This window comes from Corynebacterium testudinoris, assembly GCF_001021045.1.
GTDB classification, from domain to species: Bacteria; Actinomycetota; Actinomycetes; order Mycobacteriales; family Mycobacteriaceae; genus Corynebacterium; species Corynebacterium testudinoris.
Map to the genome: position 1 here is coordinate 2,072,955 of NZ_CP011545.1, position 15,485 is coordinate 2,088,439.

Below are 15,485 nucleotides of genomic sequence, written 5' to 3' on the forward strand. Positions count from 1 at the left end.
CTCCGGGGCACCGACAAACTCCGTGCCAATGAATCGGCCAGCAGCATCGAGCTCAAACTTGACCTCGCCGTTGAGTCCGTTGAGCGTGAGTCCGGCGAGAGGCCTTAGCCACTAGGCCGTAGGTGAGTCCTAGAAAGTGACGTTAGTCGCCGGGAACACGCTTTCGTTAAAGCCATGCCGCTTGGATCTTCTCCAGCCGTTCCTTACCGCCGTAGACGGGGTACAGACCCTGGAACTGGACCCGGGTATCGGCCACCTGAAGCTAAGGTCAAGATCCCGCTACCGCTCCCGAGATTGAAGGCTGGCTAGGGGCGTTGGTCAACCAGCATGTTCAGAGCTGCACAACCACCCGCACCGCACCGGAACCATCGGCGAAGGCAGCGGGCAATTCCTCCAGCGTGATCGGCGCGCCGAGGATGTGTTCCCAGGGGAGCGAATCGCCATGGGAGCCCAAGAAGTTCAGGGCCTCTGCCAGATGGCGCGGCTCGTAGTTGTGCACGCCGGTGACGGTTCGCCAGCCTCGCACGAGCCATTCCGGGTCGAGGGCGATGCTGGGGACGGGGGCGACGGTGCCCGCGAGGACAGCGGTGCCGCCGATGTCGAGGGAGTTGACACATTCCTCGGCGGCGGAGGCGGAGCCGGAGAATTCGAGGGCGACGTCGACGAGGTGTGGGGTGCCGGGGGTAACGAGGTCGTCGGCAAGCTTGCGCAGGTAGTCCCGCTCGCCGAGACGATAGTCGGAGGCGATGATCCGCTCCGCTCCTCTGGCGCGCGCTGCTGCCAGGGAGACGGTGCCGAGCATGCCGACACCGGTAACCAGCACCGTTCGGCCCTGTAGATCGCCAGCTTTCTCGAGGACGGCCATGACGGTGGCGACTGCACAGCCGGCGGTGGAAGCGACGGCGTCGGAAAGCGAATCGGGAACGCGCTCGATGGCTTGCCCGGCGCGCAGGAGGATGTGGGTGGCGTACGTGCCGGACAGGGGCCATTCCCCGGCGAATGATTCGTCGCCGACTTTCAGCACGTGCATGCATTTAGCGCTAAGCCCGCGCGTGCAGTTGCGGCATGCGCCGCATGAGGCGGTGACGGCGAAAACGACGCGCTCGCCCGGGACGATGCCGTCGCGGCGGCTGTCCACGACGATGCCGACGCCTTCATGCCCGAGGACCGATGGACAGGCTGCTTGTCGACGCCCCGACACCGTATGTCGGTCCGATCCGCAGATCGTTGCGGTGGTCACCCGCACGAGCACGTCCCCTGGGCCCGGCTCCGGCAGTGGCATGTCCACCAGGCTGAACTTCTTGCCACCCTCCCATACCTGGGCCCGGGCGTGCACTAGATTTCTTCCAGAAGTTGGGGCAGCTCCGCGGCGGTGTTGAGGACGTGATCAGCGTTGAGCTCAGCGAACTCCTCGCGCCCCAGGTGCCCGGTGAGCACCCCCACGGACCGCACCCCGGCGCGCTGGGCGGACATGATATCGGCGGAGGTATCACCAAGGCTGATTACCTCGGCGGGGTCCGTAACGCCCAGGTCAGCCATAACTTTGCCAATGAGGAAAGGCTCCGGGCGGCCGGCCTCCACCTCGTCGCCCGCGGCGGTAGCATCGACGTTGAGGTTCATGGTCCCGAGGATGAGATCGACAATCTCGCGGCTAAATCCGGTGGTCAGCCCGATTCGGATGCCACGATCACGCAGGGTGGCGAACATGTCCTCCACCCCGGGCAGCGCGACCGGGGGATTCTCGGTGTAGGTGCGGCGCAGCTCCGCCATGAACCACTGCCAGGACTCCTCGACGAGTTCGTCGGTGGGCTCGATGCCACCGACTTGAAGCAGCTGAGCGATCGCCCACTTCTTCTCCGTTCCCATGTGCGCTCGGAACTGCTCATCGGTGTAGTTGGCGCCGCGCATCTCGGTGGCTTCGCGCAGGACGCGGTACACCTCATCGCGGTCGTCGATAGTGGTGTGAGCCATGTCGAAAATGGCGGTGGTGATCATGGGAACTCCTAGCGGATTGTTAGCGGACAGTGGTGCGCAGCCACATGGACAGCGCTTCAACGATGAGGACGACGCCGACCATGAGCAGCAAGATCATCGTCACCACATCGAACTGGTTAATTCGAGAGGCGTTGAGCAACAGGAAGCCCACGCCTCCGGCGCCGACCACGCCGAGCAACGTCGCCGAGCGGATGTTCGTATCCAGCAAGTACATGGTGTGCGCCACGAACGAGGGGGCGGCCTGGCGCAGCGTGGCGGAGAAGAAAATCTGCGCCTCGGTGGCACCGGCGGTGCGCAGTGCATCCTGCACCTCGATGTCGGTCTCTTCCAGGGAATCGGCGACCAACTTGGACAGCAGTCCGACGGCTCCCACAGCCAAGGCCAGGGTGCCCGCCACCCCGCCCAGGCCCGTAATCACGACGAAGATGATGGCCAAGATGAGCTCGGGAATACCGCGGATGATGACGATGAAGACTCGGAAAACGTTGTGCACGTAACGGTTGGCCACGACGTTGCGGGCGGCAAGCACCCCGATCGGGATGGCGAGGATGGCGCCCAGCAGGGTGGCCGCGAGCGCGATCTGTACCGTCACCAGCAGCTCCGAGAGGATGGTGCCCAGCACTCCCCCGGTCGACGGTGGGAAGAATAGCGCCAGAGTCTGCGGCAGGTTGAGCAGGCCGGACCACAGCGTCGACCATGTGACATCGACGCGGGCCAGCGACAACACCGCGAGGATGCCGATGAGGGCGATGGCGCCGAAGCGGCGAAGGCGCTCAGGAGTCCACGGCGGGGTGAGCGTGACATCGTTATCCCCGGTCACTCGGCCTCGGTTGAGCATCCGGTCCACCCAGGTACCACCCACAACCGCGCCGCCGGACTTGTTCATGATTGCGGCGCGGATCGCCCCCGACAGCAATTCGATGACAATGCACAGTCCCAGCACTATGAGCGCGAGCGCCATGCCCCGCTGGTAGTCGAGGACACGCAGCGAATCGGAAATCGCCAGGCCGATGCCGCCCACCCCGACGTAGCCGAGCAACACCGAGGTGCGCAGGTTGATGTCAAAGCGGTGCAATGCGGTGGCGATCATCTGCGGCGTGAGCGCCTGCGTGATGGCCGACAGTATTTGCTGCTGGCGCGTCGCGCCGGCTGACTCGAGTGACTCGCGGGGGCCGTCGTCAAGCTCTTCAATGGCATCGGCGTAAAGCTTGCCGATCATCCCGACCGAGTGAATACCCATCGCAAGGATGCCGGCCGTGGCGCCGAGCCCAAACATGCGGAGAAAGATGATGGCCAGCACGAGGTCGGGGATAGCGCGGGCCAGCACGATGAGCGTGCGTGCGAGAGTCTGAGAGGTCCGGCCGCGGGACGTGGGCCTGGCGGCGGCGAGTGCCACCGGGATCGACAGCGCGACGGACAGGGCCGTGGCGAGGAAAACGATGGCGAGGGTTTCCGCGACCAGCGACAACGTCTCCCCCAGCGGCGGGAAGTCGAGGGGGAACATGCGACGGCCGAAGCTGATCGCATTGCTGAGGGAATCCGCGATCGTCGCAAAGCTGATGCCGAGGGAATGAACGGACCAGGCACCCGCAACGACCAGCGCTAACATCACCAGCGAAGCCGCTACATTATTGACGGACGGGGCGGGGCGCGCCCGCGTGGCCAAGCTAGTCACTCCCCACCTCCGCCGCCACCGCGTCAAGCCCAGACACGCTGGAGTAAATGCGCGACGCCTGCTCCGCGCTCAGCCCCACGGTCGGCTGATCCAGCACGACCCGGCCGCTGCGCAACCCAATGATGCGATCCGCAAAATCAATCGCCAGCTGCACCTGATGCAGCGACGCGATGACCGTGAGATTATCCTCAGCCGAAATCTGCTGCAGCAAGCCGATGACCTCCAGGGAAGAGACTGGGTCGAGGGAGGCAACGGGCTCTTCGGCAAGCAAAATCTTCGGGTGCTGCATCAGCGCACGCGCAATCGCGACGCGCTGCTGCTGCCCGCCCGACAACGTATCCGCCCGCTGGTAGGCGCGATCGGCCAGGCCGACTCGGTCCAGCTTTTCCAAAGCTTCTCGACGCACCCGTTTCGGGTACATCATCAAACTCAAGCGCGGACCCCGCAATGAACCCAACCGGCCCGTGCATACATTCTCCAACACCGACATCGGACCCACCAGATTGAAATGCTGGAAAATGACGCCAACATCGCGCCGCAATTCCCTCAGTCCATTGGATTTGAGGCTATTAACCTCCTGGCCAAGCACACGGATATGCCCCGACGTCGGAGTATGCAGGCGGTTGATATGGCGCAATAACGTGGACTTTCCCGAACCCGAAAGCCCCAATAACACCGTGATGGCACCCGTCCGAAACCCCAGGGTTACATCGTCCAAACCCTTAACGCCATCGCCGAAATCCTTCGTGACATTATCCATCTGGACCGCATAGATAGAATCAACCTCGCGCTGTATCGCGGACAAAGAATTCATGGCGCTACCCGACATTCTTGCAGGCAGGGGCATCGGTGGCGGCACAGATCTCCCGGATCGGAGTGAAATCCGCATCGGTGACCGGAACGTAGCCATACTCCGTCTCCTCCGGCAGCTCGCACTCCGCCTCCGATGCACAGATTCCTGCAGCCACCAGGTCTTTCTTGTTCGCCTTGTCTCGCAGAACCTCGACAATCTTAGTGGCCAGCTCATCGCTGACGGTATCGCGATTGATAGCAATCGGATCCTCCGTGATCGGGTCAGATTCCCACACCGCCCTAAGCTCCTCGGCTTCCACCTGGCCCGAGTTAGCGAGCGTGGCCAGCATGGCGTCATGCGCAAAAGCCGCGTCACAGCTGCCCGAATCCAGCGCCAACAACGACGCATCATGACCGCCGGCCATCATCGGGGTGAGATCCGTGTCCAGGTCAATGCCCTCATCCTTGAGGCCCTTCATCGGAACCAAATATCCGGACGTGGACGCCTGTTCCACAAAACACACCGTCTTACCCCTGAGATCATTGATCGTCGGGTCTGCTGCACGATCAGGTGACAACCGAGCAGCCTAATCAGATGGTTGGGCTGGAAGGATGTACACCGTGACCAAGCCCTATCCCAAAGAGTTCCGCGATGACGTTGTCCGTGTCGCACGGAATCGTGAGCCCGGTGTCGAGCTCTCCCAGATCGCCAAGGACTTCGGGGTCCACTTCACTACCCTGTACTCGTGGCTGAAGAAGGCTGACCTCGAGGACGGTGAAGTGTTGGGCTCGACTCAGGTTCAGTCGGCTGAACTGCGCGACGCCAAGAAGAGGATCCGTCTCTTGGAGCAGGAGAACGAGGTCCTCCGCCGTGCCGCGGCGTATCTCTCGCAGGCCAATCTGCCGGGAAAATGATGTACCCGCTCGTTCGTGAGTTGGCCGTGGACGGTGTCCCCGTCACGGTGACGTGTCGGGTGCTCAATCTTGCTCGCCAGCCCTACTACCGGTGGCTGGCGGACCCGATCACCGATGCAGAGCTGAATGAGGCTTACCGTGCCAATGCCTTGTTCGACGCCCACCGGGATGATCCCGAGTTCGGCTACCGCTATTTGGTGGATGAGGCCCGCGATCTCGGTCAACCGATGGCAGCGCGCACTGCGTGGCGGATCTGCTCAGACAACCGCTGGTGGTCGGTGTTCGGGAAGAAACGCGGCAAGAACGGTAAGAAGCCCGGTCCACCGGTCCACGATGACCTCTGCGCCGTCACCGATGAGGAGGGCAGAACCCGGCACGAGTTCAAGGCCGATGGCGCGAACGAATTGTGGATCGGCGATATCACCGAGCACTGGACCAATGAGGGCAAGCTCTACCTCTGTGCGTTCAAGGATGTCTACTCCAACCGGATCGTGGGGTACTCGATCGATTCGCGGATGAAGTCCCGCCTAGCCGTGGCTGCCCTCAACAACGCGGTCGCCCGCCGCGGCGACGTGGCCGGCTGCGTGGTCCACACCGACCGCGGGTCTCAGTTCCGTAGCCGGAAATTCGTGCGCGCTCTGGGCATTCACGACATGACCGGATCCATGGGCCGCGTCGGTGCGTGCGGGGACAACGCAGCCATGGAGAGCTTCTTCGCACTCCTGCAGAAGAACGTCCTCGACCGCCGCGCATGGGCCAGCCGAGAAGAGCTCCGGATCGCCATCGTTACCTGGATCGAGAGGACCTACCACCGACGCCGCAGACAGGACCGCCTAGGCCGCTTGACCCCGATCGAGTTCGAGACAATCATGACCACACCAGCCGATCAGGCTGCGTGACTAACCACTGTCACCTGATCGTGCAGCAGACCCGATTCGTGGTCGGTGACAAGGTATACCGAATCCGACCTACTGAACGCCCATGTTCTAATGTCATGGGATATGAGTGCATCGCTGCGGGGAATCCCTTCTCACATTGAAGATTGGGGCTTCGCCGTTCTGGCTACTTTTCTGGCCTTTATTTATGGCGCGATCGCCACTAACGGATCTCAGCAAGAAATAGTCCAGGCCATATTAGCCATCTTGTTCATCCCCGCGTTGCTCTTTTGGCGCACGCGACCGACCGCGTCATCGGTCGCCATGCTCTTGCTCATGGCCTTGTGGACCGCAAACTGGTTTTCCGCACTTCCCTTGAACCTGGGGTTCACTCCCTTCGTGCTGGTCATGCCGATTATCGTGTATACAACAGCACGATTCTTGGAGCGACGAATAATCTCCTTCCTCTTTTATGCCGCGGCGCTGGTGTACTGCTTTGTGTCCCCGATCATGTGGTACCAGACTGAATCAGGAATGCTCTATCACAGCAGCGACCAAGGTCTCTCCTGGTTACTGATTCAGTGGCTTGGCCTGACCGTCATCCGGCAGATCGCGATCAACCGCCGCAGAGAAGAAGATCGCCATGCTGAACAGCAGCGCAATCGAGAGCATGCCGCCCTGGAGGAACAATCTGCCATTCGAGAGCGGGAACGAGTCCAAATTGCCAGAGAGATCCATGATGTTCTTGCCCATAGTCTTACTTTGATAAATGTTCAGGCCTCTGCAGGGATAATGGTGGCCCGTCAACGCCCTTCGAAAGACCATGCCGGGCACGAAGAGATACTGGAAAGCATCCAAGACACCAGTTCTTCTGCCTTGGCAGAGGTGAGAGGGATCGTCAAAGCACTGCGTTCTGAGACAGATTCCATCTCCTTAGATGAGATAACGAACCTCGCCAGTGCCGTCGAGCAGATTGACAAGTACCGGAAAACCGGAATGGAGATCACTGCCTCGCTCCCCTCCGACCGAGACCTGGCCGAAATATCATCTTCGTCCCCGCTTATCGTCCAGCTGGGCGTTCGCCGCATCCTCAACGAGTCCTTGACCAATGTGGTACGCCACCAAGGGGTCGGCAGCCGGGTGGAGGTGGATATTTCCGTTGACTGGGAGGACGACGAAATCACGCTGGATATCGAGAGCTGGTCACCGGGAGGACAGGATGAGGTCTCACCTGCACTGACGGGCACAAAAAGCGGTCTCATCGGAATGCAGGAGCGCGTGGACAGTCTCAATGGTCAGATTCAATACCATTCCAGGCAGGGATACTTCCGTGTGCAGGCGTCATTGCCGACCTCACCGTGTTAGGTGTAAGAAGTCGGTCAATAGAATCAAGAGGGGTTGCAGAAAGTAATGGAGCACGCACACGGAAGTCAGGGTTCCGAAACGCGGAATGACCGCCCTATCCGGGTGCTGGTAGCTGACGACCAGCCCATGATGATCACTGCCCTCAAAACTATTCTGAACACCCAAGACGACATCGAAGTCGTTACGACCGCGGGCAACGGACGAGAAGCCATTGAAGCTGCAGAAAGGTGGCGTATTGACGTCGCCGTCCTCGACATCCGCATGCCCCACCTAAACGGGATCGAGGCCGCGCAGATCATCCGACAGCGCCGTGAAACCACGAAGGTCTTGATGTTGACGACCTTCGACTCCGAAGATCTCGTACGCCGGGCACTGGAAATAGGGGTACAGGGTTTCATGCTCAAAGACTCCGGACCGGAAGCTCTGATCGATGCCATACGGAGGATCCATCAGGGGGCGTCCGTCCTCTCCCCGGGGATCACCGAGTTCGTCATCAACGGCTTCCGGGACTCTTGCGTAGCGGAATCCACCACGACAGCCCCTCCTGTTGAGCCGTTGACGCCTCGTGAGCTGGAAGTGCTGGAGCGGGTGGCGCTCGCCGAGACCAATGCTGAAATCGCCGCACATCTCCACATCGGGGCAGCCACCGTCAAAACCTATGTATCGCGGTTGATCGCCAAATTAGGGGTACGTGACCGCGTCGGACTAGCGGTATGGGCTCACACCTCCGGCATTGTCAGCGCCCAGAGTTCACAAGCCGTGAAATAGGAGAGGATTCCCCCGCCCGGGGGAACGGGCGGACAAAAATTTCGTTCTTGAGACGGATTCGCTCACTTGCCTCAGCAAGCGATTATGGGGTTTATGACCTCTACAGCCTTAAACACAGTGGCTTTATCGTGTGACAACCTCCGGATAGGATTCGGCGGTCACCAAGTACTGGATGGTTTTTCCATGCAGGTCAAAACTGGCCGGGTACACGCCTTGCTAGGCAGGAATGGGGCCGGCAAGTCCACGTGCTTTCGGATCATTTTGGGACTCGAAGATCGCGGAACCGGGACCGTGGAAATCCTTGGTGCACAACGCACAAGGGACAGCTTGATCAACATCGGCGCCTCCATCAACGGACCCGCTTTGTATCCGCACCTGTCGGCCAGGGATAACGCCCGCGTTCATGCGCAGTTGCTTGGGCTCGGTACGGACGAGGCCGACCGAACATTGAGCATGGTGGGACTGCAAGAAACCGGACGGAAGAAGGCACGGGATTTCTCCACCGGTATGAAAGCTCGCCTCGCCCTGGCAATTGCCATGCTGGGCTCACCGCCCATTCTCCTTCTGGATGAACCTCAAAACGGCCTTGATCCACAGGGAATCGTGGATCTTCGGGGTTTCCTCCGGAGCTGGACTACAGGAGGAGGAACTGTGCTGGTCAGCTCCCATCAGCTGGGAGAGGTCGCACGGCTGACCGACGATATCACCGTCCTGGTCAATGGCCGGGATGCCTATTCCGGTCCTCTGCATGATTTCGCTGATCCAGATCGCCTTGAGGATGAGTTTTTGCGTATGACCCACTCAACAGGGGCAACGCGATGACCGGGGCGACCATTCATGCACGTTCTCGGGCCCGACGCCTCGCACGGGCGGGCACCTGGCCCGGTGTCATCCGGGCGGAGCTCATCCGTCTCAAATCCTCTGCCCTCCAATGGTTTCCCCTGATCGGGTTGCTCATCGGCCTTCTCAGCTCGACGTTTTCCCTCTGGTCGTCTGGCGCTCATGATGCCTCAGGCATCTTGAGCTGGCAGGCCATGTACATCACCGGCATGGCGGCCCCTATTCTTGCCCTGTTGGCGGGTCTGGCCGAAACCAGGGAAAAGAAGGCCCGCTACGGTGGAACCAATCTCCGCCCCGTCTCCCCCATCAAGACGAGGGCGGCCCGGTTGATGGTTCTCATCGCCCTCTCGGCTGTCTTCCACCTGCTCAATTTCGGTGTTGCCTGGCTTTATGCGGTTGCCGATTACCGTGCGGGGGCCGGAACAATCCTCAGTGCGGGTGTGCTCTCCTGGATCGGGAGCATCTCGACCATCGCGTTGTTTAGCATCGTCGCGCGCGTTACCGGCATGATTCCTGCTCTCTTGGTTGCGGTGGTTTATCAGGTTGCCGGCACCTTGACCGCGGAAGCTAGCTGGTGGTGGGCCTTTCCACCCGCCTGGCCAGTCCGCCTCTTGCTCCCGACACTAGGGATCCACTCCAACGCTGTTCCTCTGGAGACCGGGCACCCACTCGCGGAGGAATCCCCGGTGGCTGGCCTCGCCCTCAATCTTGCTTTCGCCGTGGTCACAGTGGGTTTGGCCGTTGCATTGAGGGGCCAACGAGTAGCAGGGAAACGCCCTAACCCCCACAGGCGAGATTCAGATGACGGTGACGACCCGAAACATGCCACGGTTGATCCCTCCGTGACCGGTCTTTCTCACCACCCGGTTGTCCACATACGCGGTGAGCATAATGTTCGAGAAAACCAGTCTTTGCTCAACGTCCTAGCAGCAGTCCACAGGCCCCTGAGCCGTACCGCCGCGACTCCCCTGGCCATCACCGCAGTAGTTCTTGTTTATGCAGTGGCGCTGATCTATCCCCCCGGGTACGTCAGCGGGTTGTATACCTTCGCGATTCTGCCCTTGGGCGCGGGACTGCTCCCCGTGATGACCTGGTCGGCGCTCTCCGGTGCCTGGCCGATTGCCGTAACCGAGAATCACCGCATCCGGGGTGCTTACCTTGCCTGGCAGGCGATTCTCCTCCTACTGCTGGCGGTAGGTACTGGTGGTGCCCATCTGTTGGCCGGCGGTGATCTCACTCAAACTGCGCGGATGGTGGTGCTGTGGGCGCTGACAGGAATCTTGTTGACCATGGTCTCGACCGCCCTACGGATCCGATTCGGATCGGGGGTAGCTATCGCAGCGACCGTGCTGTGGACGGTTGTCTCGGCCACTTTAGGCGGAGACGTCCTCGCGGAGACGGTGCTCTGGCTGGTGGCGGTGCCGTCCTGGCCGGAAACAGCGGATACTGCTGCCCGCTTCGTTATCGCGATAGTGCTCCAGGCATTGCTCATCAGTGGCAGCACTGTTTGGGCCACCCGAGAGATCCGCGGCTCAGAACGCCGTGGCTGATTTCACACTCTACGACAAGCAGAAAGACAGGACATGAACGCGGTAATTGACAGCGCCAGTCAGCCCGTGGCGCCGTTACGACGGCACTTCGTGCAGATCACCGGAACATTACGCATCAACGGCAAGGAAGCATCGAGTACCCGGGCGGCCCAGCTCTTGCACATGGTCGCCAGCGGAGGAGGACGGCTGGCCCGGAGCACGATCGAAAAGGTGCTGTTGCAAACTTCAGGCGGAGAGCCGTGACGACCCAGTCTTCATCCTCTGATGCTCGCTGCGGGTCGGCGTTCTCAGGCAGCCTCGAACACCCGGCTGACGATCACCGCATCCGGGTTCGGTTGCCCGTAGGCAAACATCGCGCCCTGGCCTTTCCGTAATGAGTGCATCGCTTCCATCCCTTTCAACGTCCGGTACGCCGAGGTCCGGTTTTTGAACGCCCCCTTCGGTCCGAGGATCCGTTTCAGCCGCCCATGATCTCCTTCAATGACGTTATTGAGGTATTTCACCTGCCGGTGTTCCACGGTCTGCGGGCAGATTCCCTCTGACTTCAACTCGGCGATTGCCCTGGCCAGGGAGGGTGCTTTATCGGTGTTGATCACCCGCGGGGACCCGGTTATCGTGTTCGACCTCAGGGTCTTGGCCAGGAAACGCTTCGCTGCGGCGACGTTACGCTTTGGGGACAGGTAAAAATCCAGGGTATGCCCGCCCGCGGTGATGGCCCGGTAGAGGTAGCACCACTTTCCCCCGACCCGGATATAGGTCTCGTCCACCCGCCAGGACCGGGCCTGCCAATCCGGGACTTGTCGGTACCACCGGGTCTGCTTGTCCAGCTCAGGAGCATATTTCTGGACCCAGCGGTAGATGGTGCTGTGATCGACCGGTACGCCGCGTTCGGTCATCATTTCTTCCAGATCGCGGTAGCTGAGCCCGTAGCGGCAGTACCACCGGACCGCCCACAGGATGATTTCACGGGGGAAATGACGACCGGAGAAGATGCCCATGGCTGTGATTATTTCACGCAGGTCTTCCTGTCGCCCGAACTTTGCAACAGCACCCTAGGAAGATGACCTGCCACAACTGTAGCTGGCTCATGGGTTCTTGTCCTTTCTGAGTGCGCGGTAGAGAGTAGCACGCGACACGCCAAGATCGTTGGCGATGGAGGTTCTGGCTTCGCCGGCCTGTACGCGTTCGTGTGCTTGCTTGATCTGCACTTCCGTCAGTGCCCTCGGTCGACCTTTGTAGCGACCGGCCTTCTTTGCCAGAGCGATCCCCTCGGCCTGTCGCTCGCGGATGATCGCCCTCTCAAACTCGGCAAAGCTGCCGAGAATACCGAGCATGAGGGTGGCACGCGGGTCTTCTCCATCCGGGGCGAAAGTGAGATTCTCTTTGAGAAAATGGACGGTGGCGCCCTTCGCGGTGATCTGGTCGATAACATTGCGGAGGTCCACCAACGACCGAGCCAGACGGTCAATCGACGCAACATGAAGGCCATCTCCGTCGCGGAGATAGGCGATGCAGTCTTCAAGGCCCGGACGATGTGCTCGCGTACGAGCTGACAGCTCATCAATGAACTCCCTATCGACCTGGCCGATAGCTTCACGCTGGCGGGCCAGGTTCTGGTCCTTGCTGGAAACGCGAAGGTAAGCGACATTTTGCCCGCGAGCTTGTACCCCGCGCTGCTTCTCCCGGGCTTCTCGGCGCCACTTCTCCTCGATCACATTGTTCAGCTCCTGCCTTTTCCGGGCTTCCTCCTCGATCTGGCGGGCACGGTCGGCGGCCTGGTCCTTGTGGTGGTCAGGGACCATCCATCCGGCGAGGGTTCCCCCATCGAGCAGCACCTCAGGTGTGGGAAAGTCCTGCTCCTCTGACCATTCGTTGTTGCCGATGTACAGCGATGCCTTAGTGATGTGGGTGTAGGACCGCGTGATTCGGAGTCGGCCCTGAGGCGTTCCCGATGCAGCGTTGACCCACGTCGCGAACCACGGCGCCGCCGAATAGTCAGCCCACCGCTGTCCCCCGTCATCGAGGACCCGATCTGTAAGGACTTTCTCGACGTCGACTTCCCAGCCACTGCGCCGGCCACCCTCTCGTCGTCTGTGGACTGTCGTCGTCCGGGCGCCCATCCGCACAATCTGGACATCTTCCTGAGGAGTACGCCGATCGTCCTTCATGAGGGTGCCGAGACGGGCCACTTCCATCACCTCTGTCGCAAAAGGCCATTGACTATGTGGCACAAGTGTAGCATAAACGAGTTTGGGACCCTGTGAACCATGGTGGATCCACGCCTGTCAACAGGGTCATATGGGTGTACCTCAAAAACACTCTTGCCCCGCCTCATGTAAGCAGGTATTGTATTTTGTAAGACTCGAACTCAACCTGCAAGGAAGAAGCCATGCAATCTATAACCATTCGCATCCCCGACGAACTCAAAACTCTCATCTCTGACGAAGCGCAGAATAAGGGCCAGACTCAGAGTGACTATCTGCGGCAACTCATCGAAACCCATGCGGGGCAGGTTAGGGGGGATAAATTCCCGCGGGAGTCAATCCAAGAAGTGTCGCTCAACGTGGTGGAACGCAAGACTTTGGCACTGGGATATCAGCTCCTCCTGGCCTCCCGAGGTGACTTGCCCGACGAACTGTATGACGCGGAATCCTTCCGCTACTCCATGGAGGTCCTGGAACGCGGGTACGCGGGTGAGTACCCTCAGATTTTTGCTGGGGCCGACGAAGGATTGAGCTACGACGAGTGCAGGCTCGCGTGGGACATCCTCGACATGTTCAGGGTGCTCAAGTTTAGTGTTCGCGACTTGGGACAAGGTGGCTGGAATCAGATCGGAGTCGTCGATGCTGAGCACTACGGATCATTCCGCGGGTTTGACGGCAACCTCGATCTCGAGTCGAGGCTTATGGGATACGTGGACTATCTTGTCCGGACGGGACGCTGGGAGGAGCAGAGGGAGCTCCTTAAGGAGACGCGAGGAAACTCCCACAGCGAGATGCTGCCCACTTATCGCTCCATGTTGGCGGAGTTTAAGCCCGTCTGGCGGAAGGCGATGAGCCGAGGCGGTCGACATCACCTCAACGCAGAGGAGATCAGGAATGTGCTGATGGCCGCTCCCGGTGCACACCTCGAGGAGCAGTAAACCCGGACAACAGCATCCAACCCAGATGATGGGCAGGTCCATTCCACCGCCCACTACACCCAGGAAAGCAACGACCCCGAACACAAGGCCCGGGGTCGTGGGGTACGGTGCGTCGATCTAAATCGACGCTCCCTACAATAAGGGTAGAATTAACGTCCATAATGATCCCTTGCCGGCATTAGTCTCCTACAAAAGATAATGCGCCGCGATTTTTCAGACCTCGAACATCTTCCGATCGCCAGAGAAAGACATTCCCAAGAAACTACATACGGAAAGCAATCAAATCGACAACAGATTGGGGCGTTAAATAATGGAATGGTTTTTTGATGGACTAGGAACCCTTATTATTGGGTTAATTGTAGGAGGAACGGGTGGAAGCCTCGTTACTTGGCGGGTGACGTCAAAAAACAATAGACAATCACAGCGCGCAGGTGAAAAATCAAGCCAGATTCAAGCTGGCGGCGATGTGCGAAACGTAAAATGAACCGCCAATCTCAATCAGCAGGTAATTACTCTACTCAAGTGCAGGCATCTGGGGATGTCGTGGTCGGAGTGACAGAATCTCGCGCTCGCGAGATCGCCGAGGTGGCAGCACGGTCAGTCGTGGCGCAATATACGGATGAAAGCATCCGCATAGTCCAGGAGAGAATAACGAAACTGGATGATCGGGTTATTGCCGCCTTGATCCGAGAGGGAAGACTGGAGGTTTTTGCAGACCCAGGATTCCAACGTTCCTACACCAAAGCGCAAATGGGCGCTGCCGTGTCCGATAAGGACGGTGATTACGATCTTCTAGCAGGGTTACTAATCGACCGTGTTGAGCGAGGAGGTTTGCGAAATGTCAGAGCAGGTATCGAGCGGGCAATTGAAGTAATTGATCAAATTGACGAAGAAGCTCTAAGAGGACTTACAGTCTTCCAAGCAATTCAAGGCTATCAGCCGCTTTCCCCTCATCTAGAATCAGGTTTAGACACTCTAGAAAAACTTTTCTCAGATTTAGCAGACGGACCATTGCCGTCGGGAAATGAATGGCTAGACCACTTAGATATACTAGATGCAATACGCATCAACCACGCATCATCACTGAAACCTTTTCGAGAATACTACCCTACCCAAATGCCTGGATATCTTGCATCCGGAGCGCCTTTAGGAAGTCCCCGGTTACCCTTTGTCATAGATGGTAAACCTGTGTTTGGCCCCAATCTGCTAACTCTTCATGAGCTACGCTCTGGTCATTACCGTTTTGCGGTCGCAACTGCGGGAACATTAAAACGTGTGGTTAGAGCTGAGGAAAATGTTCTATCGGAACTCCTCAAGCAGGCCGAGAGCCACCTAGGCTTCGGGGAAATAGACTCCGAATTGATTGATCCATTTATCGATCGTTTGAGATTACGGCCCACGCTTAACAAAATTGAAGCTTGGTGGGATCAAATTCCTCAGGCGGTACAAGTAACTGGAGTTGGAAAAGTCCTGGCTCGTTCGAACGCGCTCCGCCTTGATCACCGAGGAGTATTGCCACCCGTTGATTGATTCTTCGGCGTTTTCTGGCCCTTCACTATGGAGTTGTG

At 59.4% G+C, this 15,485-nt stretch carries 15 protein-coding genes; 8 read left to right on the top strand and 7 right to left on the bottom strand.

The features are described from left to right. Positions 1-331: 331 nt before the first annotated feature. From CTEST_RS09920 to CTEST_RS09940, 5 genes are read right to left on the bottom strand one after another with little or no spacing between them, the layout of a single operon-like run. Positions 332-1,282, bottom strand: a complete 951-nt coding sequence (locus tag CTEST_RS09920; protein ID WP_083985727.1) for a zinc-binding dehydrogenase — start codon at positions 1,280-1,282, stop codon at positions 332-334. Between the two features lie 53 nt (positions 1,283-1,335). Then, a complete protein-coding gene (locus tag CTEST_RS09925; RefSeq protein WP_047253605.1) occupies positions 1,336-1,995 on the bottom strand; it encodes an HAD-IA family hydrolase in 660 nt (219 codons plus the stop codon). Positions 1,996-2,014: 19 nt separating this feature from the next. Further along, positions 2,015-3,661, bottom strand: coding sequence for a phosphonate ABC transporter, permease protein PhnE (gene phnE, locus CTEST_RS09930; RefSeq protein WP_260452651.1), 1,647 nt, complete (start codon positions 3,659-3,661; stop codon positions 2,015-2,017). A gap of 1 nt (position 3,662) precedes the next feature. Continuing rightward, positions 3,663-4,484, bottom strand: coding sequence for a phosphonate ABC transporter ATP-binding protein (gene phnC, locus CTEST_RS09935; protein ID WP_047253607.1), 822 nt, complete (start codon positions 4,482-4,484; stop codon positions 3,663-3,665). Positions 4,485-4,488: 4 nt separating this feature from the next. Next, on the bottom strand, positions 4,489-5,040 hold the full coding sequence (locus CTEST_RS09940) for a PhnD/SsuA/transferrin family substrate-binding protein (RefSeq protein ID WP_083985558.1): 552 nt from the start codon (positions 5,038-5,040) through the stop codon (positions 4,489-4,491). Positions 5,041-5,083: 43 nt separating this feature from the next. Here CTEST_RS09940 and CTEST_RS09950 point away from each other — a divergent pair. The 6 genes from CTEST_RS09950 (at position 5,084) to CTEST_RS09975 (ending at position 11,018) form a co-directional block, all read left to right on the top strand. Continuing rightward, a protein-coding gene (locus tag CTEST_RS09950; protein WP_407919233.1) for an IS3 family transposase occupies positions 5,084-6,276 on the top strand; the annotation gives its coding sequence in 2 pieces (ribosomal slippage) (positions 5,084-5,368 and positions 5,371-6,276; 1,191 coding nt in all). A gap of 102 nt (positions 6,277-6,378) precedes the next feature. Further along, the gene (locus CTEST_RS09955; RefSeq protein WP_047254391.1) at positions 6,379-7,617 is read left to right on the top strand and encodes a sensor histidine kinase; all 1,239 of its coding nucleotides are present in this window, start codon (positions 6,379-6,381) and stop codon (positions 7,615-7,617) included. A gap of 45 nt (positions 7,618-7,662) precedes the next feature. Further along, positions 7,663-8,385: a response regulator gene (locus CTEST_RS09960; RefSeq protein ID WP_006839097.1), complete on the top strand. Its 723-nt coding sequence runs from the start codon at positions 7,663-7,665 to the stop codon at positions 8,383-8,385. Positions 8,386-8,478: 93 nt separating this feature from the next. Then, the gene (locus tag CTEST_RS13410; RefSeq protein ID WP_083985731.1) at positions 8,479-9,207 is read left to right on the top strand and encodes an ATP-binding cassette domain-containing protein; all 729 of its coding nucleotides are present in this window, start codon (positions 8,479-8,481) and stop codon (positions 9,205-9,207) included. Next, a complete protein-coding gene (locus tag CTEST_RS13855; RefSeq protein WP_236686080.1) occupies positions 9,204-10,775 on the top strand; it encodes an ABC-2 family transporter permease in 1,572 nt (523 codons plus the stop codon). The genes CTEST_RS13410 and CTEST_RS13855 overlap by 4 nt, the downstream gene beginning before the upstream one ends. Before the next feature lie 33 nt (positions 10,776-10,808). Then, complete coding sequence (locus CTEST_RS09975; RefSeq protein WP_047253608.1) at positions 10,809-11,018, top strand: hypothetical protein; 210 nt, start codon at positions 10,809-10,811, stop codon at positions 11,016-11,018. A gap of 44 nt (positions 11,019-11,062) precedes the next feature. Here CTEST_RS09975 and CTEST_RS09980 read toward each other — a convergent pair whose 3' ends face one another. Together CTEST_RS09980 and CTEST_RS09985 are read right to left on the bottom strand one after the other, a co-directional pair. Then, positions 11,063-11,773: an IS6-like element ISCef5 family transposase gene (locus CTEST_RS09980; RefSeq protein WP_040968042.1), complete on the bottom strand. Its 711-nt coding sequence runs from the start codon at positions 11,771-11,773 to the stop codon at positions 11,063-11,065. Positions 11,774-11,860: 87 nt separating this feature from the next. Then, the gene (locus CTEST_RS09985) at positions 11,861-12,964 is read right to left on the bottom strand and encodes a recombinase family protein (protein WP_047254392.1); all 1,104 of its coding nucleotides are present in this window, start codon (positions 12,962-12,964) and stop codon (positions 11,861-11,863) included. Positions 12,965-13,164: 200 nt separating this feature from the next. Between CTEST_RS09985 and CTEST_RS09990 the strand changes: the two genes are divergently transcribed. Together CTEST_RS09990 and CTEST_RS13590 are read left to right on the top strand one after the other, a co-directional pair. Beyond that, on the top strand, positions 13,165-13,917 hold the full coding sequence (locus CTEST_RS09990) for a YfbU family protein (RefSeq protein ID WP_047253609.1): 753 nt from the start codon (positions 13,165-13,167) through the stop codon (positions 13,915-13,917). 480 nt (positions 13,918-14,397) lie between these two features. Further along, positions 14,398-15,447: an LPO_1073/Vpar_1526 family protein gene (locus CTEST_RS13590; protein WP_144413268.1), complete on the top strand. Its 1,050-nt coding sequence runs from the start codon at positions 14,398-14,400 to the stop codon at positions 15,445-15,447. Positions 15,448-15,485: the final 38 nt, after the last annotated feature.

Excerpts from the sequence above, each read along its gene's own strand:
- CTEST_RS09920 (WP_083985727.1), bottom strand. The coding sequence starts at position 1,282 with ATGCCACTGCCGGAGCCGGGCCCAGGGGACGTGCTCGTGCGGGTGACC.
- CTEST_RS09925 (WP_047253605.1), bottom strand. The coding sequence starts at position 1,995 with ATGATCACCACCGCCATTTTCGACATGGCTCACACCACTATCGACGAC.
- CTEST_RS09990 (WP_047253609.1), top strand. The coding sequence starts at position 13,165 with ATGCAATCTATAACCATTCGCATCCCCGACGAACTCAAAACTCTCATC.
- CTEST_RS09980 (WP_040968042.1), bottom strand. The coding sequence starts at position 11,773 with ATGGGCATCTTCTCCGGTCGTCATTTCCCCCGTGAAATCATCCTGTGG.
- CTEST_RS09955 (WP_047254391.1), top strand. The coding sequence starts at position 6,379 with ATGAGTGCATCGCTGCGGGGAATCCCTTCTCACATTGAAGATTGGGGC.
- CTEST_RS13590 (WP_144413268.1), top strand. The coding sequence starts at position 14,398 with ATGAACCGCCAATCTCAATCAGCAGGTAATTACTCTACTCAAGTGCAG.
- CTEST_RS09975 (WP_047253608.1), top strand. The coding sequence starts at position 10,809 with ATGAACGCGGTAATTGACAGCGCCAGTCAGCCCGTGGCGCCGTTACGA.
- phnC (WP_047253607.1), bottom strand. The coding sequence starts at position 4,484 with ATGAATTCTTTGTCCGCGATACAGCGCGAGGTTGATTCTATCTATGCG.
- CTEST_RS13410 (WP_083985731.1), top strand. The coding sequence starts at position 8,479 with ATGACCTCTACAGCCTTAAACACAGTGGCTTTATCGTGTGACAACCTC.
- CTEST_RS09960 (WP_006839097.1), top strand. The coding sequence starts at position 7,663 with ATGGAGCACGCACACGGAAGTCAGGGTTCCGAAACGCGGAATGACCGC.
- CTEST_RS13855 (WP_236686080.1), top strand. The coding sequence starts at position 9,204 with ATGACCGGGGCGACCATTCATGCACGTTCTCGGGCCCGACGCCTCGCA.